Consider the following 25,094-nt stretch of genomic DNA (forward strand, 5'->3'; position numbering starts at 1 on the left):
GCACCGCCCGTGGCCGGGGGAACCCTGCCGCGCTCCAGTCCGTCTTCCGCCGTGTTGGCGTTTTCGGTCCGTGGAGGAATCCGGTGGAGCACAGAATCCTGGGGGAGCGGTACGAGCTGGTGGAGCAGCTCGGACACGGCGGGATGGGGACGGTCTACCGGGCCGTCGACCGCCGGCTGCGCCGTACCGTCGCGGTCAAGACCCTCTCCGCCGAGCTGGCGCTGCAGCCCGAGTTCCTCGCCCGGTTCCAGCGCGAGGCGCACGCCGCGGCCGCGCTCAACCACCCCGGTGTGGCCACCGTCCACGACGTGGGCGAGGACGCCGCGGGCGGCTCGGCCGAGCCGTATCTGGTGATGGAGTACGTGGCGGGCCGGACCCTCGGCCAGGTGCTGAAGGACGGCGCGCTGCCGGTGGCGCAGGCGGCCGACATCGTGGGGCAGGTGCTGGAGGCCCTGGACCACAGCCACCGGCACGCCATCGTGCACCGGGACATCAAGCCCGCGAACGTCATGCTCACCGGCGGCCAGAAGGTCAAGGTCGTCGACTTCGGGATCGCCAAGGCGCTCAGCGAGGCCGTCACCCGGCTGACCGGGACCGGCGTGGCGGTCGGCACCCCCGCCTATCTGGCGCCGGAGCAGATCAACGGAGCCGCGACCGACCACCGTACGGATCTGTACGCCGTGGGCTGCCTGCTCTACGAGCTGCTGACCGGGCGTCCGCCGTACACGGGGGACTCACCGTTCTCCGTCATGCACCAGCATCTGGCCGCGGAACCCGTGCCGCCGTCCCGGCTGCGCCCGGAGCTGCCGCCCGCCGTGGACGAGGTGATCGCCCGGGCGCTGCGCAAGGACCGGGAGGACCGCTTCGCGGACGCCGCCGCGATGCGGGCGGCGCTCACCGCGGCGGCCGCGTCCCCGCAGGCCGTGCCGCTGCGGACCCCCACCACCGTCGACCCCGCGGCCGGGGCGGCCGTCGCGGCACCGTCCGGCGGCGGGCGGGAGTCCGGCGGCGGGCGGGAGTCAGGTGGCGAGCCGGGCCCCCAGTCCCCGCAGGCCCCACCGGCCTCGCAAGTCCCGCAGTCCCCGCAGTCCTCACCGGCCTTGTCCGCCCCGCGCCGGAGCCCGGCGCGGGTGGTGTTCCGGCCGACGGCGGAGGGTGCGGTGGCGCTGCTCGGCTGTCTGCTGACGCTGGTGATCGCCCGGGCCGATGTGATCGAGGTCGGCCAGTTCTCCCGGGTCGCCCTGCTCGCCGGTGTGGCGGGGGCGGTGCTGCTGCTGTGGTCGGCGCGGCTGGCGTGCGCGGTGGTGTGGGGGCCGGTGGCGGAGGCCGTGGCGGTCTGGTCCGAACTCGCCCGCGGCTACCTCGGCTGGGACACCACCTACGTCATCATCGCCCTGGTCCTGGGCGTCGTCGCCGCACTCTGCCTCGCCGCCGGCTACAAGGACGCCCGCGCCGGCGGGTTCGCGCTGGTGGCGTTCTGGTTCACCGGTCTGGGCTCGGTCTGGTTCTTCCTCGACGACCTGCAGAAGATCGGTGTCTTCTACGTCCTGCTGCTGGGCGTCACGCTCGCCATCGGCAGCCAGGTCCTCAAGACGCGCATTCGGGCGGACGCCGGGTCCCACACCCGTTAGGCCCGCAGCCGGATCCCCTTGACCGCGTTGTCGAAGACCGGCCGGTACTGGTTCCACTGGGCGTTCGGCGCGGAGAGGTAGACGACGTACTGCGTGCCGTCCGTGCCGCTGAAGGACAGCTCCACGGCCCGGAAGTCCCGTGCCTGGCCCGGGAAGGTGAACTCCCAGTACCCGGCGGGCCGTCCCCGGAAGGTCGTCGGGCCCATCCGGACCCGCTCGTAGCCCGGGTTGTCGCGGCGCGTCTGCTCCTCCTCGGTCTGCTCCCAGTGCCGGACCGGGTCGGAACCCGCGAACTCCACGACGTCGACGCGCAGTCCCACCAGCCGGGTCGGGTCGACATAGGCGACCTCGCCGCCGGGCACGTCCTTGGGGTTCCAGCCGTCCGGTACGGGCACGGAGAAGCCCTCCCCGGCCTTCTCCAGGTGGTACCCGGCGGGCAGCGGCGGCAGCGGCGAGGGGCTGGGGCTCGGGCTGCCGGAGGCGGGGGCCTTGGACGGCGCGCCGGCCGTCGCGTCGGTGTCGCCCCGGGGCCACAGCAGGGCGCCGCCGGTCACGGACGCGGCGACCGCGGCCGCCACGGCCAGCCACAGCGCCGCCCGGCGGCGCCGGCCCCCGTGCGCCGGGGCCACGGGGTCCGCCACCGGCTCCGGGCGGGTGGCCGGGTCGGCGGCGGCGGACGCGACAGGGGCGGCGGAGGCGGTCCCGGGCGCCGTCGCGGTCCAACTGCCCGCCTCGGCCGCCTCGGCCAGCAGGCGTTCGGCCTCGTGCGCGGCCATCCGCCGCCCCGGCTCCTTCACCAGCAGCCCCTCGATCACCGAGGTCAGCGGTCCGGCGTTGCGCGGCGGGTGGTAGTCCTCGGCGGCGATCGCGTACGCCGTCTCGATCGCGGTGTCCCGCTGGAACGGGTGGCGCCCCTCGACCGCCTGATACAGCGTCGCGCCCAGGGACCACAGGTCGCTCGCGGGACCGGGCTCGGCGATCCCGGGCCGCAGGCGCTCCGGCGCGAGGTAGTGGATCGACCCGACCAGCTCGCCGGTCTTGGTCAGCGTGGGGGTGCCGGACTCCACGGCGATGCCGAAGTCGGTGAGGACGATCCGCCCGTCGTGCCCGAGCAGGACGTTGGCGGGCTTGACGTCCCGGTGCAGCACTCCGACGTCGTGTGCGGCGCGCAGCGCGGCGGCCGTGCTGCGGCCGATCCGGGCCGCCTCGCCCGGCGCCAGCGCGCCCTGCCGCTTGACCACGTCGCTCAGCGTGACCGAGGGGATGTACTCCATCACGATGCACGGCAGGCCCTCGTCGTCGACGACGTCGTGCACCACGATCACGTGGGGGTGGGTGATCCGGGCGGCGCTGCGGGCCTCGCGGCGGGTGCGCTCGTGGAGCCTGAGGACCTCGTCGTCGTGCAGATGCGGCGGGATGTGCAGCTTCTTCACGGCGACGTGCCGGCCGAGCAGCTCGTCCTCGGCCCGCCACACGGTGCCCATACCGCCGCGGCCCACCCGCTCCACCAGCCGGTAACGGCCGGCTATGAGCCGCCCCAGATCGGACACCGTCAGACCTTCCCCTCATCGCACGCCTGAACAGTTCGCGGGAGCACCTTAGCCGGTGCGGTGATCCGGCCACGATGGCGGATTTCCTGCGATCCGGCAGCGCGTTCCACGCGCCGAGACGCAACCGGGTTGGGACGCAGGCGCGCCACCACCGCACGTGATGTCACGCCGGGTGATCGAGGGCCGGTCGGCGCAGGTGGCCGGGCAGCCGGCTGTCGTAGCGGCGCAGGCGCCGGCGACACTCGATCTATTCAAGTTTGACTAGAGTCGCCGAGGTCGGTATCTTCTCCCGAGTAGTCAAGCTTGAATAGCCCTGTCTGGATGCGGGGCGCCTTCGACGACCGTGAGGAGTCTGTGTGACCTTCCTGCCCGACGCCGGGTACGAGCCGACCGCCGAGGACCGCGCGAGCCTGGAGGCATGGTTCGCGGAGTACGACGCGCACAGTGCGCAGCGCAACGTGGCGCGGATGGCCGATATGGCGGTGTTCCCGCTCAACCTCGTCAGCGACGACACGGCCGGCGACGGCCGCTCGGCGCAGTGGGACCGGGAGCGGTTCGTCGCGACGATGACACAGGTGATGGGGGACGGCAGCGAGGACATCGCCTTCGAGTCCACCCGGACGCCCGTCTTCCTCTCGCCCTCCATGGCCGTGGTCTTCTCGGACTCGGTCATGACGGCACAGGGCCGCACCCAGCGGCTGCGCTACGCCGACATCCTGATCAGGCGGGACGGGACCTGGGCGTTCCAGACCATGATCCAGGGCGGCTGGGGCGACAACCTCTAGAGGGGCAGCCTCTGGCAGCTTCCAGCCGTCCTCCAGGAGTCTCTGGAGGGCAACCATCCAAGGGATGCCCGTCCGACGCCCGGACCCGGATAGCCGTATCCGGAACGCCGGGCGCCGAGCGGTCCCGGGCGCCGGGCGGCCGCGGCCGTGGGACTTTGGTCGCTGCTGGTCGCGACGAAAGGCGATGTCGTCGGCGGGCGGGCTTGCCTAACGTAGCCGCGTGACAGGTGTGGAAGGCAAGGACCGTACGGAGCCGGTGGACCGGACGTCGGCGGCGAGGCTGCGCGCGGCGGCCCGGCGGCTGGCCGATCCGGTCAGGACTCTCTTCGACCCCGGTATGTGGCCGCCCCGGCGCATCGTGGGCGAGGTGCTGCTGAGCCTCACGATGGGGTTGATGGCGGCCGGAATCGAGGTCCTGGACAGCAGCGGCACCGCGGCCACCGTCGCCGCCGCCCTGGCCGCCGCACTGCTGTCGCCGCTGCGCCGGGCGCTGCCGGCGACCGTGCTGCTGGTGACCGCCGTCGCCTCCGCCGGGCTCGGCGGCCTCGCCCCGATGCTCCTGGTCACCGGCTGGTCGGCCGGGCGGCGGATCGCCGCGTTCGGCCGGGCGGCCGGCACCCTGGTCCTCGCCTACGTCCTCAGCGTCGGCCTGACCCAGGTGTCGGAACCACCGCCCTTCTCCCTGGCATTCCTGATCATGAATGCCCTGGCGACGCTGGTCGCGGTCATCGGGCCCGGACTCGCCGGCCGCTACTGGTCCCAGCGCCGCACCCTGGCCGACACCCTCCGCGAGTACCACGCCCATCTGCAGCGCGAGCGCGAGATGATCGCCGTTCAGGCCCGGATCCGCGAGCGCCAGCGCATCGCGCAGGACATGCACGACAGCCTCGGCCATCAGCTCGCGCTCATCTCGGTGCACACCGGCGCCCTGGAGGTGGACCGCGAGCTGACCGGGCGGCAGCGGGAGGCCGTGGGCGTGCTGCGCGAGGCGTCGGTGGCCGCGATGCACGAGCTGCGAGAGGTGGTGGGCCTGCTGCGGGACGGCACGGAGGCCCCTGACCAGGGCATCCCTCCGGTGGCCGCCGGGCAGGCCCCCACCCACGCCCTCGCCGCGCTGGGGCAGGAGGAGGCCAAGGCGCCCTCGCGGGGCGTGGCCGGCATCGACGGCATGGTGGAGGCGTCCCGGGGGGCGGGTGCGGCCGTGCTGCTGCGGCGCTCGGGCGAGGTGCGCCCGCTCGCCCCGACCGCCGATCACGCGGCGTACCGCCTCGTCCAGGAGGGCCTGACCAACGCTCACAAGCACGCCCCGGGCGCCTCGATCACCGTCGAGCTGCGCTACGAGCCGGACTCGCTGGTCGTGGAGGTCACCAACGGTCCGGCACCCGAGGGCGGCGCCCGGAGCGCGGTGAGCGGCGGTCAGGGGCTGACCGGCCTCGGGGAGCGGACCCGGCTCGTCGGCGGCATGGTGCACGCCGGCCCGACGGCGGACGGCGGCTTCCGGCTCGCGGGCGTGCTGCCCTACACCTCGCCGGAGGGCGCCCCGGGCCCCGCGCCCGGCGGCACGGCGACGACGTTCGTCGACGGCACCGGAGACTTTCGGCAGCAGCTTCCGGCGGGCACGCCGGGCGACGCTGATCCGGTCAACGACTGGAACGGCATGCCGAAGGAGCTGGCCAAGGCAATGAGCAGGAACAGACGGGGAAAGGGGATAGCCATCGGCTGCGGGGTGGCGGCGTTGGTCGTCCTGCTGCTGGTGATCGTCGCGGTCCTCGGGCTGGTCGTCGCGGCGGGCGAGGCGGACAAGGCCATGATCGAGCCGAAGGTGTACGACACGGTGACGGTGGGGCAGTCGGAGTCGGAGGTCCGCAAGAAGCTGCCCGACGGGGCCTCGTTCCTCACCGAGGGGCTGGAGAAGGGCGCGCCGCCCGTGCCCAAGGGGGCGAAGTGCCTCAGCCTGAACTCCACGGAGTTCGGCAGCAGCCTGGACAAGAGCCCGGTGTACCGGTTCTGCTTCAGGGACGGCAAGCTGATCGAGAAGGAGTCCTTCGAGATCAAGGACTAGGGCCTTTCCGGCCCCGACCCATCGGACAGGCCCTAAGGGCGGGACAGCCCTTGGCGTCGGAGATCGGAGCGGCACCCCTCAGGGCGGCGCACGGGCCGCCCGGTGCTCCGGGCGGGCGGATCGGGGATGATGGCGAGTGGCCGCAGGCAGGACCGCTCAAGACCGCGCAGGAGAGTCGTGATCAGGGTTCTCGTCACGGATGACGAGCCGCTCATTCGGGCGGGCATCAGGATGATTCTCACCTCGGCCGACGACATCGACGTCGTCGCGGAGGCGGCCAACGGCCGCGAGGCGGTCGAACTGGCCCGCGCCCAGCGCGTCGACGTCGTCCTCCTCGACATCCAGATGCCGGTCATGGACGGGCTGACGGCCCTGGCCGAACTCCGCCGGACCGTCCCCGACACCCGCGTACTGATCCTGACGACGTTCGGGGAGCAGCAGAACGTGCTGCGCGCCCTGACCGAGGGCAGTGCGGGCTTCCTCCTCAAGGACTCGGCCCCCGCGGAGCTGATGGGCGCCGTACGGGCCGCCGCGGCCGGCGACGCGTATCTGTCGCCGGGCGCCACCCGCCATGTCGTGGACTCACTGGCCTCCGGCCAGACCGCCCGCCGCACCGAGCAGGCCCGCCGCAGGCTGGAGACGCTGACGGACCGCGAACTGGAGGTCCTGGCGCTGCTGGGCGAGGGCCTGTCCAACGCGGACGCCGGAGCCCGGATCCATATGAGCGAGGCCACGGTCAAGACGTATGTGAGCCGCATCCTGTCCAAGCTGGGCTGCGAGAACCGCGTACAGGCCGCCCTCCTGGCGCGGGACGCCGGCCTGGGAACCTGACGCCCCACCACAGCACTTCGATCACACCCGCTGCGAGCCGCCCCCCGGCGGCGCCTTCTTACCCGTGACCTTCCTCCCGGGCGGCGTACGACAAGGCACGGCACGACACCGCCTGCCCACCCGCCCCCTGAGCAACAGCCCCCAGCCGCCCCCCTGTCACAGAGCACCGCCACAGGAACCCGTCACAGAAAGACGACCATGCCCGGATCGCCCTCCCGCCGTACCACCACTCTCCTCTCCGCCTCCGTCCTCCTCGCCCTCACCGCCACCGCCTGCGGCCCCCGCCAGGACGACACCGGCCCGCTGACGCCCCGCCCCGCCGCCTCCTCCCCGGCAGCCGGCGCACTGCCCGCCTCGCTCACCTCCCAGAAGCTCAGCTGGCGGCCCTGCCCGGCGCCGTCCACCGCGCAGGGCGGCGGCACGGCCCCCGGCAAGCTGCCGGACGGCACGGCGTGGGAGTGCGCGCACCTGAAGGCGCCCCTGGACTACGCCAAGCCCACCGGCGACACCCTCGACCTCGCCCTGATCCGCGCCAAGGCCGAGGGCGGCGGCGAGCGGATCGGCTCGCTGCTGTTCAACTTCGGCGGACCGGGCGCATCGGGCGTGGCCACCCTGCCCGGCTACGCCCCGGCCCACTCGCTGCGCTCGCGCTACGACCTGGTCAGCTTCGACCCCCGCGGCGTCGGCGACAGCGCCGGCGTGAAGTGCCTGAGCGACAAGGAGTTCGACGCGCTGCGCGCCGAGACCCTCGACCTGGACGGGACGGCCGAGCAGACCAGGAAGGCCGCGGCGGCCTGCGCGAAGCACTCCGGCAAGGTGCTGCCGTACGTCGGCACCGAGAGCGCGGCCCGCGATATGGACCTGATACGCCAGGTCCTGGGGGATGCCAAGCTCAACTACTTCGGCATGTCCTACGGGACCGAACTCGGCGGCGTCTACGCCCACTTGTTCCCGAAGAACGTGGGCCGTACGGTCCTGGACGCCGTGGTCGACCCGACCAAGGACCCCGCGGCGGAGTCCCTGGGCCAGGCGAAGGGCTTCCAGCTGGCGCTCGACGACTACCTCGCCGACTGCGCCAAGAAGCCCGGCAGCTGCCCGTACCCGAACGCCGAGGAAGGCCGCCGGCGGATCGCCGCCCTGCTGGCCAAGGCCGAGAAGCGGCCGCTGCCGACCCAGAGCGGGCGCAGGCTCACCCAGGAGCAGGCGGTCGTCGGCATCGTCGCGATGCTCTACTCCAAGGAGAGCTGGCCGAGCCTGACGATCTCGCTGTCGGACGCGGAGCAGGGCAGCGGCGACAACCTGCTGATGATGGCCGACAACTACAGCGGCCGCGACGACAAGGGCCGCTACAGCACCATGCAGACGGCCAACTCCGCGATCAACTGCGCCGACACCAGGCAGCGCCTCACCCCCGCGGAGGTGCGGACCAGACTGCCCGAGTTCCGCAAGGCGTCGCCGGTCTTCGGCGAGCTGACCGCCAAGGGCCTGCTCGGCTGCACGGGTTGGCCGGTCACCGGCAGGAGCGACACCCCCGAGGTCTCGGCGCCGGGCGCCGCCCCCATCGTCGTCATCGGCAACGCGGGCGACCCGGCGACCCCCGTCGAGGGCGCCCGGAAGATGGCCGACAAGCTCGGCAAGGGCGTGGGGGTGCTGGTCACCGTCAAGGGCGAGGGGCACGGCACGTACGGCGTGAACCAGTGCGCCACCAAGGCCGTGAACGGGCATCTGCTCGACGGCGAGGTCCCGGCGGACGGGACCGTCTGCTCCTGATCACGGCGCAGCCGGCGGCGGGGGGCCCGCACCTGAGCCCCCCGCCGTCCGAGCATGCACTCGGTTCGCGGCGCACTTTCCGTTATCGTGCACCGCCGCCGGCGGTCTCCCTTGTGCCGGGCAGGAAAGGCGAGGACCGGAAAGGGAGTGGACAGGCGTGGGCGCGAGCACGGAACACGACAGCGTGGTGGAGGCGGCTCGGCGAGGGGACCAGCGGGCTCAGGACGAGCTGGTCGCCGGGTATCTGCCGCTGGTGTACAACGTCGTCGGCCGCGCGTTGAACGGGCATGCGGACGTCGACGACGTGGTGCAGGAGACCATGATCCGCGCGCTCGGCGGCCTCGGCGCGCTGCACGATCCGGGACGTTTCCGGTCCTGGCTGGTGGCCATCACGATGAACCAGATACGCAGCCACTGGCAGAAGCACCACGCCGCACCGACCGACTCCGGTCTGCAGGACGCGTACGACGTGGCCGACCCGGGCGCGGACTTCGTGGACCTGACCATTCTGCGGCTCGGGCTGGAGGGGCAGCGCCGCGAGGCGGCCGAGGCCACCCGCTGGCTGGACACCGACGACCGCGCGCTGCTCTCGCTGTGGTGGCTGGAGGCCACCGGCGAGCTGAGCCGGGCCGAGGTGGCCGCGGCGCTGGAACTGTCGCCGCAGCACACCGCGGTGCGGGTACAGCGGATGAAGGCGCAGCTGGAGACGGCCCGGTTGGTGGTGCGGGCGCTGTCCGCGAGCCCCCGCTGTGTGCTGCTGGACGATGTGCTCGCGTCCTGGGACGGCCTTCCGTCGGCGCTGTGGCGCAAGCGGATCGCGCGGCACGCCCGTGACTGCACGGTCTGTTCGGGCTTCGAGGCGGGACTGGTGCCCGCCGAGGGGCTGCTGGTGGGCCTCGGCCTGGTGCCGGTGACCGGGGTGCTGGGCGGGCTGGCGGGGCTGGCCGCCCTCCACGGGGCCAGGGCGTCCGCCGAGACGGTGACCTTCGAGGCGGTCGGTCAGGTCGGCCACGCGGATCCGGGTGGCCATGCGGACCTGGTCGGCCGCACCGTCCCGGTCGACCAGGCCGGTGCGCCCGGCTCACTTGGCGCGGGCCCGGGCGGCACCGCCGTCACCCCCTCCGCGGGCGGTGGCCATCGAATACCCGGCCGCACACAGCGCCCGGGCCGCGCACAGAGCCGCAGGGAGAAACAGGGCCGGCGGCGGGCATCCCGTACGGCCGCCGGTCTCGCCCTGCTGGTCATAGGCGGCACGGTCGGCGGGATAGCCATCCTGTCGCCGGGCGAGGAGCGGGAGGCGGTGCGCTCGGCGCCCGCGAACGTGCCGGACCTCACCCGGCCCTCGCCCCCCGCCGCCTCGCCGTCGCGCACCGCCTCGAAGTCCTCCTCTCCCAAGCCCGGCAAGTCCGCCTCCCGGAAGCCCTCGCCGGCCCCCTCGTCCGCCGCCCCGAGCCGGTCGAAGAAGCCGCCGACGGCGAAGCCCACGCCGCCTTCCACGCCCGCGGCCGATCCCGCCGACACCCCCGCCGAGAAGGTCCTGGCACTCGTCAACGCCGAACGGGCCAAGGCGGGTTGCGGCAGACTCACCTCCGACGACCGCCTGGCCCGCGCCGCCCAGCTGCACAGCGAGGACATGTCCGGCAACGGCTACTTCGACCACACCAGCCGGGACGGCCGGAGCTTCGTCGACCGGGCCCAGGCGCAGGGCTACCAGAACCCCGGCGCCGAGAACATCGCCCAGGGCCAGAGCTCCCCGGAGAGCGTGATGCAGTCGTGGATGAACTCGCCCGGCCACCGCGCGAACATCCTCAACTGCGACCTGAACACCATGGGCGTCGGCCTGGTCCAGAAGGACTGGACCTGGACCCAGCTCTTCGGCTTCTGACCTGTGCTCGATGCCCGGTGCCTGGCGCCTGGTGCCTGGTGCCCGGCGCTCGATAAACCGCTTGTTAGGGTGCTCCGCCCAGGAGTTCCCGCAAAGGACCACGAATGACGCTGCCCGAGAACACCCCCCGCCCGGACCCCTGGGCCCCGCCGGCCGAGGACCAGCCGCACGACCGGCCGCCCTTCGCGTACCCGGCGATGGTTCCGCCGGCGTCCGGGCAGACGGGCAACGGTCTCGGCGTCGCCGCGCTGACCACCGGCATCATCGGCACGATCCTCGGCTTCATCCCGTTCCTGTTCTGGCTCTCGGGCGTCCTCGGCGTGCTCGCCCTGATCTTCGGCCTGGTCGGTCACAGCCGGGCCCGCAAGGGCCTGGCCACCCCCAAGGGGATGGCGCTGGCCGGCGCGGTCCTGGGCGGTCTCGCGATGGTGCTGGCGGTCGTCGGCCTGTTCCTCACCGTGCTGTTCGTGAGGCACGCCGTGGACGACGCGAGGGCGAAGAACCGCGAACGGCACGGCCCGACCGCCGCTCCCTCGGACGCGGGTGCCGACCGTCCGCTGCGTTTCGGTCAGCCGCGGAGGTATGACGACGGGGTCACCGTCACCGTCGGCAAGCCCGAGCCGTACCGGCCGGACAGCGTCGCCTACGGCCACGAGAAGGGCGATCTGGCGGTCCGGTTGAAGGTCACGATCGTCAACGGGGGCAAGAAGCCGATCGACATCACCAGCGCCCTGCCGTCCGTACGGGATGCCGACGGCGCACCGGCCGGCAACATCTTCGACGGCAACGGCGCGACCGAGCCGTTCTCCGGCACGCTGCTGCCCGGCAAGCGCGCCGTCAGCCGGTTCTCCTACTCCGTCTCCCCCGGCGGCGCCGAGGAGCTCCAGCTGGAGGTCTCCCCCGACGGCCGCCACGAGGACGCCATCTGGACGGGACCGGCCCGCTAAGGGCTGTCCCACCAGGTCCGCGCCCGCCGGCCTTCCGTGTCCGCCCTACCGAGAACGCCACGTGCGGCATGGAGGAAACCCGGCTGGAAATATGAGGGAACCCGGCGCGAAATGCGGCGGCCGGTTGCGCAGCGGATCGACCATTTCGAGACGTCATCGGGAACGCGTCGGCCGCCGATCGCGCCACGTTTTCCTTGCCCTGGTCGGCTTCCTCCGGCACGGGACCCAGGCACATGGCGCCGCGGGGCAAGGATTCGGGCCGACCCGTGGCTGACCGAAAGCATCGATATCCGGCCCCGCGTGGCTCGGCCCCGACTCACCAGGCGCAGGGCTCACAGGCCCCCGCGCTAGTGTGCGCTCGTGAGCCTTTATGTCGTAATAGGATTCGGGCCCGCCGGAATGGCTACCGCTCGGCTGCTGGTCGAAAAGGGTCATTCGGTGCGGGTGATCACCAAGACAGGCCGGAGTCCGGAAGCCGGTATCGAACATGTCGCGCTGGACGCGGCGGACGGCGCGCGGCTGACCGAGGCGGCACAGGGCGCGACGGCGATCTTCAGCTGTGCCGCACCGCCCTACCACCGCTGGGCGAGTCAGTGGCCGCCGCTGGCCGCGTCGCTCTGCGCGGCGGCCGAGGCGACCGGCGCCACCCTGGTCATGCTGGGCAACCTCTACGGCTACGGCCCGGTGGACGGCCCCCTGACCGAGGACCTGCCGCTCGCCGCGACCGGCCCCAAGGGGCGGGTGCGCGCCGCCGTGTGGGAGCAGGCGCGCACACTGCACGAGCAGGGGCGCATCAAGGCGGTCGAGCTGCGGGCGTCGGACTTCTTCGGGCCGGGCGTGACCGACGCCGGACATCTGGCCGCGCGGGTCATGCCGCGACTGCTGCGCGGCAAGCCGGTCTCCACGCTCGGGGACCCGGACGCCCCGCACAGCTGGAGCTATCTCCCCGATGTGGCCCAAGCCCTGGTCGAGGTCGCGGGCGAGGAACGGGCCTGGGGGCGGGCCTGGCACGTCCCGACGGAGCCCGCGCGGTCCGTCCGGGAGATGGTCGACCGCCTCGCCGCCCAGTCGGGAACGGGCCCGGTCGCGGTGCGCGGGCTGTCGCCGGCCGTGCTCGGCGTCGTCGGGCTCCTCTCCCCGCTGATCCGGGAGATGAAGGAGATCCGCTACCAGTTCGACCGCCCGTTCGTGGTGGACGCGAGCGCCTACGAAGCCGAGTTCGCGGTCCGTGCCACCCCCGTCGACGAGCAGATCAAGGCGACGGTGGAGTGGTGGCGCGAGCGGCTGGGCACGGCGTGACGCCCGCGACGGCGAAGCACTCCCCGGCGGGTGCACCGGCCGGGGAGGCGGGCGGGCGGCGCGATGACGTCGCGATCGTGGGGATGGCCTGCCGCTTCCCGGGCGCGCGCGACGTCAACCAGTACTGGCGGCTGCTCACCGCCCCGCAGCCGCAGTTCTCCCCCGTCCCGGACTCGCGGTGGCACTCCGCCACCTTCCTCAGCGACAACTTCCGCGAGGCGTCCGCGGCGTATACGGACACCATGGCGCTGCTGCCGGACGTCGGCCACTTCGACGCGGCCCACTACGGCATCCCGCCGCGCCGGGCCAGGTCGATGGACCCGCAGCACCGGCTGCTGATCGACCTCGCCCGTGAGGCGATCCAGGACGCGGGGTGGGAGGCCGACGGCTTCGACCGCGAGGAGACCTCGGTGATCACCTCGCTCACCGAGAGCGGCTACCGCGAGATCAGCACCCTGCAGATCCGGATGCGCCAGCTGGCCGGCGGTGAGTTCGGGGCGCGGGCGACCGACCCCGGGTGGCCGGAGACGGCCCGCGCGGTCGACGGGCTGCACGGCACCTCCGTGGCGGGGCTCCTGCTCAACATGGGTCCGAACACCATCAGTTCGGTCTTCGATCTGCACGGCGAGAGCTATGCGCTGGACTCGGCGTGCTCCGGTGGACTGATGGCCGTGGCCAACGCCGTGTACGCACTGCGCGCGGGCCGGAGCCGGATCGCGCTGGCGGGCGGCGCCCAACTGATCCTCACCCCCGACCTGTTGGTGGGCCTGTGCCGGATCGGCGCCGTCTCGCGCAGCGGCCGATGCCTGCCCTTCGGTGCGGCGGCCGACGGCTTCGTCCTGGGCGAGGGCGCCGGAGTGCTGGTGCTGCGGCCGCTGGCCGATGCGCTGGCCGCCGGCGACCGGGTCTACGCCGTGATCCGGGGCGTGGGCACGGCCAACGACGGGACCGTGCAGGGCGGTATGCACCCCCAGGCGGCCGGTCAGCTCCGCGCGCTGCGGCGGGCCTACCGCGACGCCGGCCTGGCTCCGGACGCGGCCGGGTATCTGGAGGCGCACGGCACCGGGACCACGGTCGGCGATCCCGTCGAGGTCGAGGTGCTGCGCGAACTGCGCGGTGCCCGGGGCGCACCGGCCTACCTCGGCGCGGTCAAGGCGGTGGTCGGCCACTCGCTCAACGCCGCGGGGACGGCCGGACTCATCAAGACCGTCCTGGCCGTGCAGCGGGGAGTGATCCCGCCGCAGCCGGAGTTCGACCTGGCCGACCGGGCCGGGCTCGACGCCGCACGGCTGACCGTCCCGACGACGCCGACCCGATGGCCCGAGGACGACCGGCCGCGCCGGGCGGGAGTGAGCGCCTTCGGCTTCGGCGGCACCGGTGTCCATCTGGTGGTCGAGGAGTGCACCACGGCACCGGCCCGCCCGGCACCGGACGCGGGGCCGCGGCTGCTCGTGCTCAGCGCCCGCGACCGGGCCGGGCTGGCCCGCTACGCCCGGGAGCTGGCGCACACCCTCGCGGAGGACCGGCCGCCGCTGGCCGGGGTGGCGGACACCCTGGCCCGCCGGGCCCCCTTCGCCGAACGCCTGGCGCTGGTGGCGGAGGACGCCGCCGACGCCGCCGGGAAGCTGAGCGCCGCGGCCGAGGCCGTCGCGGCGGGCCGTACCGGAGACCTCGGGCCGGGGCAGGCGGCCGGCACGGTGCCCTGCGGCGAGCCGCCGGAGGTCGCCGTTCCCGCGCCCGGCTCGCTGTCCGCCGCGGCGCACCGGGACGCGTTGGCACAGCTCGCGGCGCGTGCGGTCACCGGCTCGGGGCTCCGCCCCGTGGGCGAGCGGATACCCCCGTGCACCCTGCCGCCGAGTCCGCTCGCCCCGCGCCACCACTGGGCGGTGGACGAGGCGGCCCGCGAGGGCGGTGGGGTGCCCCCCGCCGCTGCCGAGGGCGCCCCCGTCCCCGCCCGCGCGCACAAGGCCGCGGGGGAGGGCCCGCCAGGGCCGGGCCCGGTGGAGCCGCCCGAGGAGACAGCCGAGGCGATCCGGGCCGGTGGCGCGGCCGCCGCGTCCCTCGTACTCGAAGAGGTGTCGCGGACCGGCGTCTTCCCGCTGTCCGACCTGAACGAGCGGATGGGGCTGGTGGCCGACCTCGGCTTCGACTCCCTGATGCTCCAGGAACTGGAGGTCAACATCGGCAAGCGGATACCGGACTTCCGCACCGAGGAGATCTTCTCGCCCGACCTCACCATCGAGCGGCTGACCGCGCTGGTGGGTCCGCACCTGACGCAGCGGCCGCCGGCCCCGGGGGAGCTGCTGCCCGGGCAGACACGGCCGGACTTCGACGCCGCGACCGCGTCCGTCGACGCCTTCCCGGAGGTGCGGCAGTTCGAGGAGCGCGTCGGCGCGATCGTCGACAGCGGTGCCCAGTTCCCGTACTTCCGGGTCCACCAGGGCAACATCCGCGATACGACCGTGATCGGCGAGCGGACGTATCTGTCCTTCGGCAGCTACAACTACCTGGGGCTCTCCGGCCATCCGGTGGTCAACGAGGCCGTGCACCGGGCGGTGGAGCGCTATGGGACCTCGGTCTCCGCGTCCCGGCCGCTCTCCGGCGAACGGGACCTGACCGTACGGCTGGAAGGGGCGCTCGCCGACTTCCTCGGCGTCGGGGACTGCCTGACGCTGGTCAGCGGCCATGCCACCAATGTCACCGCGATCGGGCACCTCGTCGGCCCGGGGGACCTCGTGGTGCACGACGCGCTCGCCCACGACAGCATCCTCCAGGGCTGCGCCCTGTCCGGGGCGGCGCGGCGCCCCTTCGCCCACAACGACATCGGCCGGCTGGAGCAGATGCTGCGGCTCAACCGCTCGCGGTTCCGCAGGGTGCTGATCGCCGTCGAGGGTGCCTACAGCATGGACGGCGACCTGGTCGACCTGCCCGCGGTGATCGAGCTGAAGCGGCGCTACGGCGCCCTGCTGATGGTCGACGAGGCGCACAGCATCGGGACCGTGGGCGAAGGCGGCCGGGGCGTCGGCGAGTTCTTCGGTGTGGACCGGTCCGACGTGGACCTGTGGATGGGCACCCTGTCCAAGTCCTTCGCCAGCTGCGGCGGGTACCTCGGCGGCTCGGCCCGAATGGTGCGGTGGCTGCGGCACACGCTGCCGGGCTTCGTCTACAGCGTCGGTCTGACCCCGGCCAACGCGGCCGCGGCGCTGGCCGCCACCGAGCTGATCGTCGCGGAACCGCATCGGGTGCGCGCCCTGCGGCGCAACGCGGAGCTGTTCCTGGGCCTGGCCGCCTCGGCCGGTCTGGCGACGGGCTCCAGCGCCGGCACGCCGATCGTGCCGTGCGTCCTCGGCGACTCGGCGCGGACCCTGCGGGTCGCGGACCGGCTGTTCGACCGGGGTGTCATCGCCGATCCGATCTTCCACCCCGCCGTGGACGAGGGGCTCGCCAGGCTGCGGTTCTTCGTCACCAGCGAGCACCGCGAGGACGACATCCGGCGTGCGGTGTCGATCCTGGCCGAGGAGGTGGCGTCCACCGGGGCGTAAGCAACCCACGTCAGATCAGGGTGCGTTCGATCCGATGGAGCATGGCGGTCCGGCCGGCCTCCGCGCCGTCCTCGGCCGGAGACGCGTCGCGCCGCTGCTCGGCGCTGCCCACCTGCTGCGAGAGCAGATAGGCGATGATCTCCGCTTCCTGTTCCTGTACGTCGTCGTACGTCGCGCGCAGGAGCATGTCGCGGACGAGGTCGGGATCGAGGTTGGGGAAGAGGAGGCGGGCACTTGCCTCGTCCAGCCAACCCGCCCCGCGATGGCAGCAGATGATGTGACCCAGCTCGTGCAAGATGATGTGCTCCTGATGCGCGCTGGTCGTGTTGGCGTCGTAGAAGATCAGGTCCTCGTCGCGGGCGGCGACCCACATGCCGCACGGGTGCGAGGCGGGCATCTGCATCGGGACCAGGGTGATCGGGCGGCCGCGCACCTCGCCCAGATGGCGGCAGAGTTCGGCGACGTCGGCGACCTTCGGCAGGTCGAGTTCGGCGATCTTCCGGGCGCCGGCCGTGCGGAGCTTCTTGAGCCGGCTGCGGCGGTCCTGATCGGCCGACCGTCCCTTCCTGGCGCCCTTCACTCCCCCGTGCCCCTTACTCCGTGTCGGAGGTGTCGGCGACCGGCGGCAGTCCCTGCATCTGCCGGTACTGATCCATGATGGCCGTGATGGCCTGGAGGTTCTCCTTCTTCATCCCGGCCGCCCGCATCGCCACGGAGCGGACTCCGGCCTGTCTGAGCGCCTCGATGGCGGCGACCTCGCTGAGCACCGACTCGGCGACCTCGTCGTCGAAGAAGTAGGCGACGGACACGCCGAAGAAGCGGGCCAGGGCGGCCAGCAGGTCCGGTGAGGGGTTGGAGCGCTTGCCCGTCCGCAGCTGCGACAGATAGACGCCCCCGACGCGGAGTTCGGGGTTGGCCTGCTTCAGTTCCTCCGCCACTTCGGCGTTGGTCCAGTGCTTCCCCTTGGGACGAACCGTCTTGAAGAGGTTGTCCAGACGCACTGCCAGCACGGGCCGGTCATCAGTCTCAGACATCGCGAATCTCCCTCCCGTCACCTCCCTGGCATTGCCCTCGGCTAATCGCCAGTTTCGCAGATTAGCGGTCAGTTGACAATCGGGCTGGACTCCGCCAACGTGGACCTTGCCGATAGCTGATAGCTAACTTTGCTTACGGGGGTAGCCGAGTTGGTTGCCGGTCTTGTCGGTCTGGCCCGGCTCTCGGGGGAGAGGCCGGGCCAGGGGTCGGGTGGGACACACCCTCCCGGCACGGCAGGAAAAACGGGGGAACACGGGGGATACGGGAACCCCCCGGGGATCCACGGGGGATCCGCGGGGGGAACCACGGGGGAACGGGGGAACCCACGGGGGAAATGGGAGAAACCCGCCCGGCCTGACGGGGGCAGACCGGGCGGGAGCTCTCAACCGGCGCTACCGAGCTTCCGGTAGGCGGAGGCGACCTGGGTCAGCCAGGCGACCTCCGCGGTCAGGTTGTCCGTGTCGCGGTCGTCGAAGTCGCCGTCGTCCTTGTTGTCGTCGGGGATGGTGCCGGCCCGCTTGGCGTGCAGGGCCTGCCGGATCTGGGCCGCCTCGGCGAACGCCTGCCGGGACTCCTCGCTCGCCTCGGGGCCCGCTCCGTCCACGGCCGTGGCGGTGCGGTCTATGTAGGGGCGCAGATCCCGCCAGCCGTCCCGGATCTCGATCACCCGCCGGTGGAGGCGGTAGTCGAGGTCGGAGACCGCGGCGCCCGGCGGCTCCAGGACGATGTCCGGCGAGGACTCGTACAGGTCCCGCCACAGCGGATAGAGGACGCGGTAGGACCGGTAACTGCGCGACCACGCCAGCAGTTTCGCGGCCGAGGTCCCCCAGGAGGAGATCGTCAGGGCGAGCGAGAGGGTGAGGATGCCCACCGCGCTGAAGACGTTGGAGGCCAGCTGCCAGACGCCGATGTCGATCCCGGCCGCGGAGGTGAGGATGTTCACCGTCCGGGCCAGGCAGTAGAGGAAGAGGATCACCGCGGCGACGGAGAGCATCCGCAGGGCCTGCCGCAGCTCGGCCTTGCCGGCCATCCGGGCATACGGGCCGCACTGGCGGAAGATGGTCACGCACGGAACCGCCTGGGAGACGATGAAGACCAGGAGGTAGGTGAGGACCAGCGGCTGACCGCTGCCGGTGTTGAAGTCCGTGGCGGGCCGGCCGGGGCCGTCGGCGATCAGGAAGAGCGCCAGCAGCAGCGCGTTGAGCGCGATGCCGGTGATCAGCCAGTAGCGGGTCTTGCGCACCGCCTCCTCGGCGTCGGTCGCCCAGCGCAGCAGGATGATCTGGGCGCTGACGCAGAAGGCGACCGCCGACAGGTGCATCACCAGGATGGCGAGGTTGCCGACGCCCAGGAAGCTCTGGCCCCCCATGGCGACGGCGCCCATCGTGAAGGTGAGGCACTGCAGCAGCAGAGTGATCACCAGTGTGCGGTAGGCGTTCTCCCGCCAACTGCGGCGCAGTTGGCTCAGCCGGTAGACGAGCGCGGCATACGACGAGAGCGCCGCGATGACGAAGCAGAGGGTTCTAGTGGTGTTCACGGCCTGATTCCCCGGCGGCGCCGCGCATGCGGCGGACGGTCTAGTCGGTGTTCTCGCCCAGAGGGACCGCGAGCCCGATGCCTTCGGCCGCCACGGCGATGGCGTAGTCGAAGAACGCGGACTCGTCCCGGACGCTGTCGTGGGTACGGCTGAAGACCTGGAACACCAGGAGCCCGATCAGATTGCTCCACAGCACGATGCCGCGCTCGATGATGTCCGAGAACGGAGCCTCCGGCGCGCCGCCGAAGAGCTCCACGGCCTCGGGCAGCAGCAGCGGCGGACCGGGAGGCGCCACCGTCCGCCGGGGCGGGGTGAGCTCACCGGCCTCCAACGCCGCACGCACGATGCCGGCCAGCACCCCGGGGGTGCGCGACGCGGGCGGGACCGTGGTCTGCGGGGCGTGGTAGTCCGGCACCGGCGAGCCGTAGATCAGCGTGAACTCGGCGGGGTTGGCGAAGGACCACCGCCGCAGTGCGCGCGTCACCGCCAGCAGCCGTGCGCCCGCCGCTCCACCGGCGTCCGTGGCGGCCTGATCGGCCTGCTCCATCGCCGCGCCGGACGCGTCGTAGGCGTCGATGACCAGCGCGGTCAGCAGATCGTCCCGATGCGGGAAGACGGCCGTCACCTCGGCGACGGCAAGCCCTCCGGCACCGGCGACGGCCTCCAGGGTCAGCCCGCCGGCGCCCAGTTTCACCAGAAGTTGGCGCGCGGTGGCCTTGATGACCGCCGGCGGCCTGGTGTCGTTCTCGGCCGCGAGCGTTCCGGAAACATCCATGGCCAAACCGTACCTGTCGGCTACAACGGCCATAAGGGCGATCACCCGAGCACCTCGGCCCTACGCTGCGATCCGGCCATCCGCCGCTCACGCCGCTACGGGGCCCGGCCCGTCACCGACCCGTGCGACGCCGCCCGTCCCCGCGGTCCTCGGGCTGACGCCGCCGGGTGATCCACCAGGTCCCGCCGACTATCAGCAGGGCGAAGGCCGCGAGGCCCACGCCTTGCGCGGCCAGCAGGTAGAGGCGGTCGGACAGCGGGAGTTTGCCGGTCAGGGTGACCTGGAGGGAACCGACGGCGAAGGCGATCGCGGCGGTGAAGACGGCGACGACCTCGACGGCCCGCACCGAGGACGTGTGCAAGGAGCGCTCCAACTGGGCGTTGGCGGCGATCTGCTGGTCCCAGCGCCGCTGCTGCTCGGCGTCCCGCAGGGCCCGCAGCCGCCCCTCCTGGATCGCGTCCCGCTTGGCGAGGTACTGGTCCTGCAGGATGCTGTGGCTGAAGGTGGGGTTGGTCCCGAGCAGCGCGAGCGCGGTGTCGATGCGCGCCAGCGCGTCGTCGTGCCGTCCGCACATGTGCAGACCGGCGGCGAGCCGGGCGTGGAACATGTGGTTGCGCGGATACTCCTCGACGGCCTCCTCGGCGTGCCTGCGCAGCAGCTCGCCCTGGCCCTCGAAGGGGACCGCGAGCGCCAGCCCGTTGAGGCAGAGGTCCACGGTGTGCCGGGTGCGGCGGGGCGAGGCCCAGGCCCGGGTCAGCAGATCGGTGGCGTACTCGACGGTCAGCGCCCGGCTGCCGAAGGCGGCGAACGACCGGAGGGCGAGGAACAACGGCTCCTCGCGGTGGGTGCCGGCGGCCAGAGCCAGCGGCGAGGACGCGAGGAAGTCGTGCAGTTCGTCGAAGCAGAAGTTCGAGCGCAGTTTGCCGCCGTGGAAGAGGGCGACGAGGTAGGCGACGCGTTGCCCCGCGGCCTCGCCGAGTGCGCCGATCTCCCGTGCCACCTCGGCGAGTTGACCCACCGACTCGACACTGTGCCGGTTGATGAACCCGTTCCCCAGCCCCCACTGCTCGGCGACCGCGATCCAGCTCCCCTCCGTCACATGGCCCGTCATCCACCGCCCGCATTCGAGCGCCGTGGCGGCCGTCGGCCGGTCCTGGAGCCGCTGCCGCCAGTAACGGTCGGCGGCCACGAAGTACGGGTCCGTGTCGAAGTCGGCGGAGTCCACCTCGAACTCCGGCGGGGACCCGGCCGCCAGGAGCTCGGCGGCCACCTCGTCGCAGATCCGGTTGCGCGCCGTGGAATCGGCGGCCCGCGCCTCTTCCAGGCGGGCCAGGATGCTAGCCGTGTCCATGCGTCCCCTCGTCCTCGGCGGTCCCGCCCCCGCGGCGTGGCCGTTTCGAACATACCGGGCGACGTGGGCCCGTTCCGCGCTGCTGGTCGGCCGCCCGGTGCGGGCGGGCGGTGCGGGGGCTCGGCGGCCGCGAGCAGTTCCGCCGCCGGGCGGCCCGGCAGCATTTGACGCCGGGCCCGCGAAGGAATGCCATGGACATAGGGCGCTTGCTGCGCCGAGGTCCTTCCTGCTCGGCCTTTCCCACCCTCGCGGTCCGCGTGGTGGTGCAGACACATGGAGTGAGAAGGTCGCTGATCATGACAGCAGCACAAGGTCCCGAACGAGACCTGGGCGCCCTGGCGCAAGGTGAGCACCCGGTCTTCGAGCAGCTGGCCCGGATGACCATCGAAACGCTGCCCAATTCCGGCCTCGACGAGCGCACCTACCACCTCGTGCGGTTGGCGGCGCTCATCGCGATGGACGCCGCGCCCGCCTCGTACCTGGCCAATCTCAGCGTGGCGAAAGAGGCCGGCCTGACCGCCGAGGACGCCAAGGCCGTCTGTGTGGCGATCGCGCCGATCGTCGGCAGTGCGCGGGTGGTCGACGCGGCAGGCAGCGTTCTGCGCGCGCTCGGCTTCGCGGAGATCGTCGCGGAGCTGGAGACGGCGTGACGAGGCGGCCGGCCGAGGGCTGACGAAGCGGGCAGCGTCCCGCCTTCCGTAGCCGTGAACCAGGGGGGAAAGGGGGCGAGAGGCCGATGCCGCGCGCCAAGGGCCCCGTGGCGGCCCGAGGGCCCACGCGGCGGGGCAGGAGAGCCGGCACCGGATGAACGGCGGCGAACGCAAGCGTGCCAACAGCTCCGGGTCGCGCTCCGACGGCGCGGACGGGTCGGTGACGGTCGAGGCCCAGGCGCTGCTGCCGATGATCTGGGCGGACCCGCAGCACATGCCCGAGCAGCTGGCCTTCTTCGCCGTGCGGCGGTTCGGCCCGCGGGCCGCTGCCGCGGTGGCCCGCCGCCGAGAGCGGGACCCGCAGGCCGGAGCCGACGAACTCGGCCACGACGCCATCGCCCACGGCACGCGGATGACGATCGTCGAGGGTGCCGCCCTGGGCGGGCCGTTCATCGTCCTGATGCCCGTGAGCTTCGTGGCGGCCCTGCTGTCGCAGGCGACGATGGTGCTCGAACTGGCCGCCGTCGCAGGTCATGACCCCTGCAGCGAACGACGGGTCGCCGACATCCTGGTCCTGCAGGACGTCTACCCCTCGACAGAGGCGGCCCGCCGGGCGCTGACCGAGGTGAGCCGCCATCCCCAGGGGGGACACGGCCGCCTTCCCCGGCGCACCCGCTGGTCGCTCCTCGTCAGGATGGCCGCCGTGCTCGGCCTCACGGGCGGCGAGAAGCCCGGCAGAGTGCGCCGAGTGCTGTCGACGATCATGATCGGTGCCCTGTTCCTCGTCGGCATGGTGCTCCCCCTGATCTGGGTGCCCGCGCTCGCCGTGCTCTACCGGCAGAGCACCCTGCGGCTGGGCGACAAGGCCGTGCAGTACTACTCGCCCGGTGCCACCGGAGACCGGCTCAGGCACCGGAGGCCGTTCACCCGCCTGCCCAGGGCCGCCGGCGTCGCCGTCATCCTGCGCTTCCTGGCCCTGACCCTGCTGCCCTTCCTGGCCGCCGCCGGGGTCGTCCTCGCGGGAGTCCGGCTGACCGGCGGCTTCTGGGGGACCGTACTGATCGCCCTGGTGGTGCTCTCCCTGCTCCTGGGGGGCCTGTGGTTCCTCCGCCGGCGCTCGCTCACCACCGGCGACCGGCAACGCCCCTTGCTCTGAACGCGCTCCGCACCACCACCCGCTCCGCACCACCCCCCACTCCGCAACAGTGCCTGGTGCGACGAGCCGATATCGCCGCATGAGCGGCTTGTGAGCCGGACATGAGCGGCCTGGCCGAGCCTCGTGCCGTGAACCACAGCGCCGGGCGCGGTCCGCGCTTCAGAGCGCAGGCGGACGGCGGCGGAGGCGGCTGGATCTCCCACAAACCGCTGCCGCCCGCTCCCCAGGGCCCCGACTGGAGCACTCCGGAGGCGGTCGCGAAGTTCCTCTCCGACTGCGGCGACTCGTGCACCTTCACGCCGACCGAATGGGTCGGGCCGCCGAACGAGGGCACGCCGACGATGCTGGGCACCGCCCGTGACAACTGCACCACCGAGAACGCCGACTTCAACTACGGCGAGTCGGAGACCACCGGCGAAACGACGATCGTCGGCCTGTCGCTCGGCGCGAACCCCGTTTCGCTGCTGCCGAAGTTCGAGCACAACTGGTTCAAGTCGAACACGGAGAGCACCGTGACCACGGGCACGCTCAAGCCCGGCGAGATCGGCTGGTTCGACGAGATCACCGTCACCCGGAAGGCGAAGGGGAACTGGCACCTCGACGGCGTCGACCAGTCGAACCCCTTCGCCCCCGTGAACGCCCACAACACCTGGGGGCCGCACGACTTCCACGACGTCGAGTCGGACATCACCTACAAGGTCACCAGGATCCAGTCCCGCCCGATGACCGAAGAGGAGAAGGTGTCGCGCTGCGGCAACGCGAGCCCCAGCTGAGGCAGGCGGCGCGTCACCCGCCCCAGGTCGCTGCCGGCCTGGGGCTTTCGCATGGAGCGGGGAGCGGCGCGGGGAGGAGCCTCCCCGCCCGGGGCCGTCAGCCGCGCCCGGTGAACTGCTGGCCCACCCCGAGTCGGCGCAGGTCGGCGAGGACCTTCGGGTCCTGGGCGTCCATCCAGTCGCAGAGCTGGCGGAAGGAGACCAGCCGGACGTCCTTGCGCTTGTCGTCGGCGATGTGCTTGAGCGCCTCTTCGACGGCGTCCATGTAGATGCCGCCGTTCCACTGCTCGAAGTGGTTGCCGATGAAGAACGGCGCCCGGTTGGTCTCGTAGGCCCGCTGGAAACCGGCGATGTAGGCATCCGCGGCCTGCTTGCGCCAGCCCGGGTAGTTGGCCGGCGGGGCCTTGGTGGAGCTCTTCGACTGGTTGGCCAGGATGTTGTAGTCCATCGAGAGGACCTCGAAGGAGTGGCCGGGGAATGGCATCTGCTGGAGCGGGAAGTTCCACAGACCCTGCTTCTTCTCGGGCCAGACCTGGAGGCCGCCGGACGAGCTGGCGTCATAGCGCCAGCCGAGCCTGCGCGCCGTGGGCAGCAGGTTGTCCTGGCCGAGCAGGCACGGCGTACGGCCGCCGACCAGCTCCTTGTCGTAGTCGAAGGGCAGCGGTTCGAGGTCGGTGAAGCCGGTGTTGGTCCGCCACTTGGTGACGAAGGACTTGGCCTGCTCGATCTCGTCGTTCCACTGGGCGGGGGTCCAGTGCTTCACCGAGCCCCGGGATTCGCCGCAGAAGTGGCCGTTGAAGTGCGTGCCTATCTCGTGGCCCTCCAGCCACGCCGCGCGCACGTTCTTCAGCGTCTCCCTGATGTGGTCATCGGTGAGGTAGCCGATGTCGGAGGCGCCGACGGGGTTGTTCGGCGGACGGTACATGCGCTTCTTCGACTCGGGCAGCAGATACAGCCCGGAGAGGAAGAAGGTCATCCCCGCGTTGTGCTCCTTGGCGAGCTTGCGGAACCGCGGGAAGAGGCCGTTGCCCACCTCGCCCGCCCCGTCCCAGGAGAAGACGACGAACTGCGGCGGCTTCTGGCCTGGCTCCAGCTTCTCCGGGGCGGCCGGCTGGTTGGGCTGCTTTCCGGTGTACGCGGTCGAGCCGTCGCCGATCGGCTTGCCCTTCGGCGACTTTCCGGGCTCGGTGCCGACCTTGTCGGAGGTCGACGACCCGGAGGGCGAGCAGCCGGCCACGGAGAGCGCGGCCGCCGCCCCTATTCCGAGTCCGACTATGCCCCGACGGCTGAATTCGCGCATCACGGTCCCCATCGCAATCGTTCGCAGTTCTGGTATGTGGGTCGCCCAGAGAATTGGGACGCCCAGAAAGATGGGGTGGCGGATGTCGAGGTTCCGCTACGGCCCCGAAAAGGAGAATTCTCAACGGAGGGTCGACGGAGGATTACGCTCCGAAGCCTGAAATGGTCGACGAGGGCCTTGGCGGCCCCGCGCGCCTCCGTAACGCGGCTGAGCCC

Annotated in this window: 19 protein-coding genes; 12 read left to right on the forward strand and 7 right to left on the reverse strand. The window is 72.3% G+C overall.

Going from position 1 to position 25,094, the window contains the following annotated elements:
* Nucleotides 1–83: 83 nt before the first annotated feature.
* The gene (locus ACZ4NB_RS33460; protein WP_467666793.1) at nt 84–1,631 is read left to right on the forward strand and encodes a protein kinase domain-containing protein; all 1,548 of its coding nucleotides are present in this window, start codon (nt 84–86) and stop codon (nt 1,629–1,631) included.
* Here the strand turns inward: ACZ4NB_RS33460 and ACZ4NB_RS33465 are convergent.
* A complete protein-coding gene (locus tag ACZ4NB_RS33465) occupies nt 1,628–3,181 on the reverse strand; it encodes a serine/threonine-protein kinase (RefSeq protein WP_467666794.1) in 1,554 nt (517 codons plus the stop codon). The genes ACZ4NB_RS33460 and ACZ4NB_RS33465 overlap by 4 nt on opposite strands.
* Nucleotides 3,182–3,537: 356 nt before the next feature.
* Between ACZ4NB_RS33465 and ACZ4NB_RS33470 the strand changes: the two genes are divergently transcribed.
* The 8 genes from ACZ4NB_RS33470 (at nt 3,538) to ACZ4NB_RS33505 (ending at nt 16,302) form a co-directional block, all read left to right on the forward strand.
* Nucleotides 3,538–3,966, forward strand: coding sequence for a nuclear transport factor 2 family protein (locus ACZ4NB_RS33470; protein WP_467666795.1), 429 nt, complete (start codon nt 3,538–3,540; stop codon nt 3,964–3,966).
* A gap of 337 nt (nt 3,967–4,303) precedes the next feature.
* Nucleotides 4,304–6,028, forward strand: a complete 1,725-nt coding sequence (locus ACZ4NB_RS33475; RefSeq protein ID WP_467666860.1) for a sensor histidine kinase — start codon at nt 4,304–4,306, stop codon at nt 6,026–6,028.
* Between the two features lie 177 nt (nt 6,029–6,205).
* Complete coding sequence (locus tag ACZ4NB_RS33480; RefSeq protein WP_467666796.1) at nt 6,206–6,859, forward strand: response regulator transcription factor; 654 nt, start codon at nt 6,206–6,208, stop codon at nt 6,857–6,859.
* 198 nt (nt 6,860–7,057) lie between these two features.
* Nucleotides 7,058–8,629 (forward strand): alpha/beta hydrolase, encoded by a 1,572-nt coding sequence (locus ACZ4NB_RS33485; protein WP_467666797.1) that lies wholly within the window; start codon nt 7,058–7,060, stop codon nt 8,627–8,629.
* Nucleotides 8,630–8,786: 157 nt separating this feature from the next.
* Entirely contained in the window at nt 8,787–10,514 is a 1,728-nt protein-coding gene (locus ACZ4NB_RS33490; protein WP_467666798.1) for a sigma-70 family RNA polymerase sigma factor, read from the forward strand.
* A gap of 104 nt (nt 10,515–10,618) precedes the next feature.
* Nucleotides 10,619–11,461, forward strand: a complete 843-nt coding sequence (locus ACZ4NB_RS33495; RefSeq protein WP_467666799.1) for a DUF4190 domain-containing protein — start codon at nt 10,619–10,621, stop codon at nt 11,459–11,461.
* A gap of 360 nt (nt 11,462–11,821) precedes the next feature.
* On the forward strand, nt 11,822–12,760 hold the full coding sequence (locus ACZ4NB_RS33500; RefSeq protein ID WP_467666800.1) for an NAD-dependent epimerase/dehydratase family protein: 939 nt from the start codon (nt 11,822–11,824) through the stop codon (nt 12,758–12,760).
* An 83-nt stretch (nt 12,761–12,843) separates the two neighbouring features.
* Nucleotides 12,844–16,302, forward strand: coding sequence for an aminotransferase class I/II-fold pyridoxal phosphate-dependent enzyme (locus tag ACZ4NB_RS33505; protein WP_467666861.1), 3,459 nt, complete (start codon nt 12,844–12,846; stop codon nt 16,300–16,302).
* A 10-nt stretch (nt 16,303–16,312) separates the two neighbouring features.
* Here the strand turns inward: ACZ4NB_RS33505 and ACZ4NB_RS33510 are convergent, their stop codons facing one another.
* The 5 genes from ACZ4NB_RS33510 to ACZ4NB_RS33530 all read right to left on the reverse strand — a co-directional run bounded on the left by ACZ4NB_RS33510 (nt 16,313) and on the right by ACZ4NB_RS33530 (nt 21,000).
* Nucleotides 16,313–16,882, reverse strand: coding sequence for a toxin (locus tag ACZ4NB_RS33510; protein WP_467666801.1), 570 nt, complete (start codon nt 16,880–16,882; stop codon nt 16,313–16,315).
* A gap of 13 nt (nt 16,883–16,895) precedes the next feature.
* On the reverse strand, nt 16,896–17,336 hold the full coding sequence (locus ACZ4NB_RS33515; protein ID WP_393485456.1) for a helix-turn-helix domain-containing protein: 441 nt from the start codon (nt 17,334–17,336) through the stop codon (nt 16,896–16,898).
* A gap of 383 nt (nt 17,337–17,719) precedes the next feature.
* A complete protein-coding gene (locus ACZ4NB_RS33520) occupies nt 17,720–18,874 on the reverse strand; it encodes an MAB_1171c family putative transporter (RefSeq protein ID WP_467666802.1) in 1,155 nt (384 codons plus the stop codon).
* A gap of 40 nt (nt 18,875–18,914) precedes the next feature.
* Nucleotides 18,915–19,649 carry a TetR-like C-terminal domain-containing protein gene (locus tag ACZ4NB_RS33525; protein WP_467666803.1) on the reverse strand — a complete coding sequence of 245 codons (735 nt, stop codon included), beginning with the start codon at nt 19,647–19,649 and terminating at the stop codon, nt 18,915–18,917.
* Between the two features lie 112 nt (nt 19,650–19,761).
* On the reverse strand, nt 19,762–21,000 hold the full coding sequence (locus tag ACZ4NB_RS33530) for a hypothetical protein (RefSeq protein ID WP_467666804.1): 1,239 nt from the start codon (nt 20,998–21,000) through the stop codon (nt 19,762–19,764).
* 296 nt (nt 21,001–21,296) lie between these two features.
* Between ACZ4NB_RS33530 and ACZ4NB_RS33535 the strand changes: the two genes are divergently transcribed.
* The 3 genes from ACZ4NB_RS33535 to ACZ4NB_RS33545 all read left to right on the forward strand — a co-directional run bounded on the left by ACZ4NB_RS33535 (nt 21,297) and on the right by ACZ4NB_RS33545 (nt 23,579).
* Nucleotides 21,297–21,650, forward strand: a complete 354-nt coding sequence (locus tag ACZ4NB_RS33535; protein ID WP_467666805.1) for a carboxymuconolactone decarboxylase family protein — start codon at nt 21,297–21,299, stop codon at nt 21,648–21,650.
* A 154-nt stretch (nt 21,651–21,804) separates the two neighbouring features.
* The gene (locus ACZ4NB_RS33540; RefSeq protein WP_467666806.1) at nt 21,805–22,806 is read left to right on the forward strand and encodes a hypothetical protein; all 1,002 of its coding nucleotides are present in this window, start codon (nt 21,805–21,807) and stop codon (nt 22,804–22,806) included.
* Between the two features lie 128 nt (nt 22,807–22,934).
* Nucleotides 22,935–23,579: a hypothetical protein gene (locus ACZ4NB_RS33545; protein WP_467666807.1), complete on the forward strand. Its 645-nt coding sequence runs from the start codon at nt 22,935–22,937 to the stop codon at nt 23,577–23,579.
* A gap of 97 nt (nt 23,580–23,676) precedes the next feature.
* Here ACZ4NB_RS33545 and ACZ4NB_RS33550 read toward each other — a convergent pair whose 3' ends face one another.
* Entirely contained in the window at nt 23,677–24,879 is a 1,203-nt protein-coding gene (locus ACZ4NB_RS33550; protein WP_467666808.1) for a polysaccharide deacetylase family protein, read from the reverse strand.
* Nucleotides 24,880–25,094: the final 215 nt, after the last annotated feature.

This window comes from Streptomyces sp. NPDC026575 (assembly GCF_055567415.1).

Bases quoted from the DNA above. Each gene is read 5' to 3' on its own strand.
- ACZ4NB_RS33550 (WP_467666808.1), bottom strand. From the start codon at position 24,879: ATGCGCGAATTCAGCCGTCGGGGCATAGTCGGACTCGGAATAGGGGCG.
- ACZ4NB_RS33475 (WP_467666860.1), top strand. From the start codon at position 4,304: ATGTGGCCGCCCCGGCGCATCGTGGGCGAGGTGCTGCTGAGCCTCACG.
- ACZ4NB_RS33515 (WP_393485456.1), bottom strand. From the start codon at position 17,336: ATGTCTGAGACTGATGACCGGCCCGTGCTGGCAGTGCGTCTGGACAAC.
- ACZ4NB_RS33540 (WP_467666806.1), top strand. From the start codon at position 21,805: ATGAACGGCGGCGAACGCAAGCGTGCCAACAGCTCCGGGTCGCGCTCC.
- ACZ4NB_RS33535 (WP_467666805.1), top strand. From the start codon at position 21,297: ATGACAGCAGCACAAGGTCCCGAACGAGACCTGGGCGCCCTGGCGCAA.
- ACZ4NB_RS33485 (WP_467666797.1), top strand. From the start codon at position 7,058: ATGCCCGGATCGCCCTCCCGCCGTACCACCACTCTCCTCTCCGCCTCC.
- ACZ4NB_RS33525 (WP_467666803.1), bottom strand. From the start codon at position 19,649: ATGGATGTTTCCGGAACGCTCGCGGCCGAGAACGACACCAGGCCGCCG.
- ACZ4NB_RS33530 (WP_467666804.1), bottom strand. From the start codon at position 21,000: ATGGACACGGCTAGCATCCTGGCCCGCCTGGAAGAGGCGCGGGCCGCC.
- ACZ4NB_RS33495 (WP_467666799.1), top strand. From the start codon at position 10,619: ATGACGCTGCCCGAGAACACCCCCCGCCCGGACCCCTGGGCCCCGCCG.
- ACZ4NB_RS33505 (WP_467666861.1), top strand. From the start codon at position 12,844: ATGGCCTGCCGCTTCCCGGGCGCGCGCGACGTCAACCAGTACTGGCGG.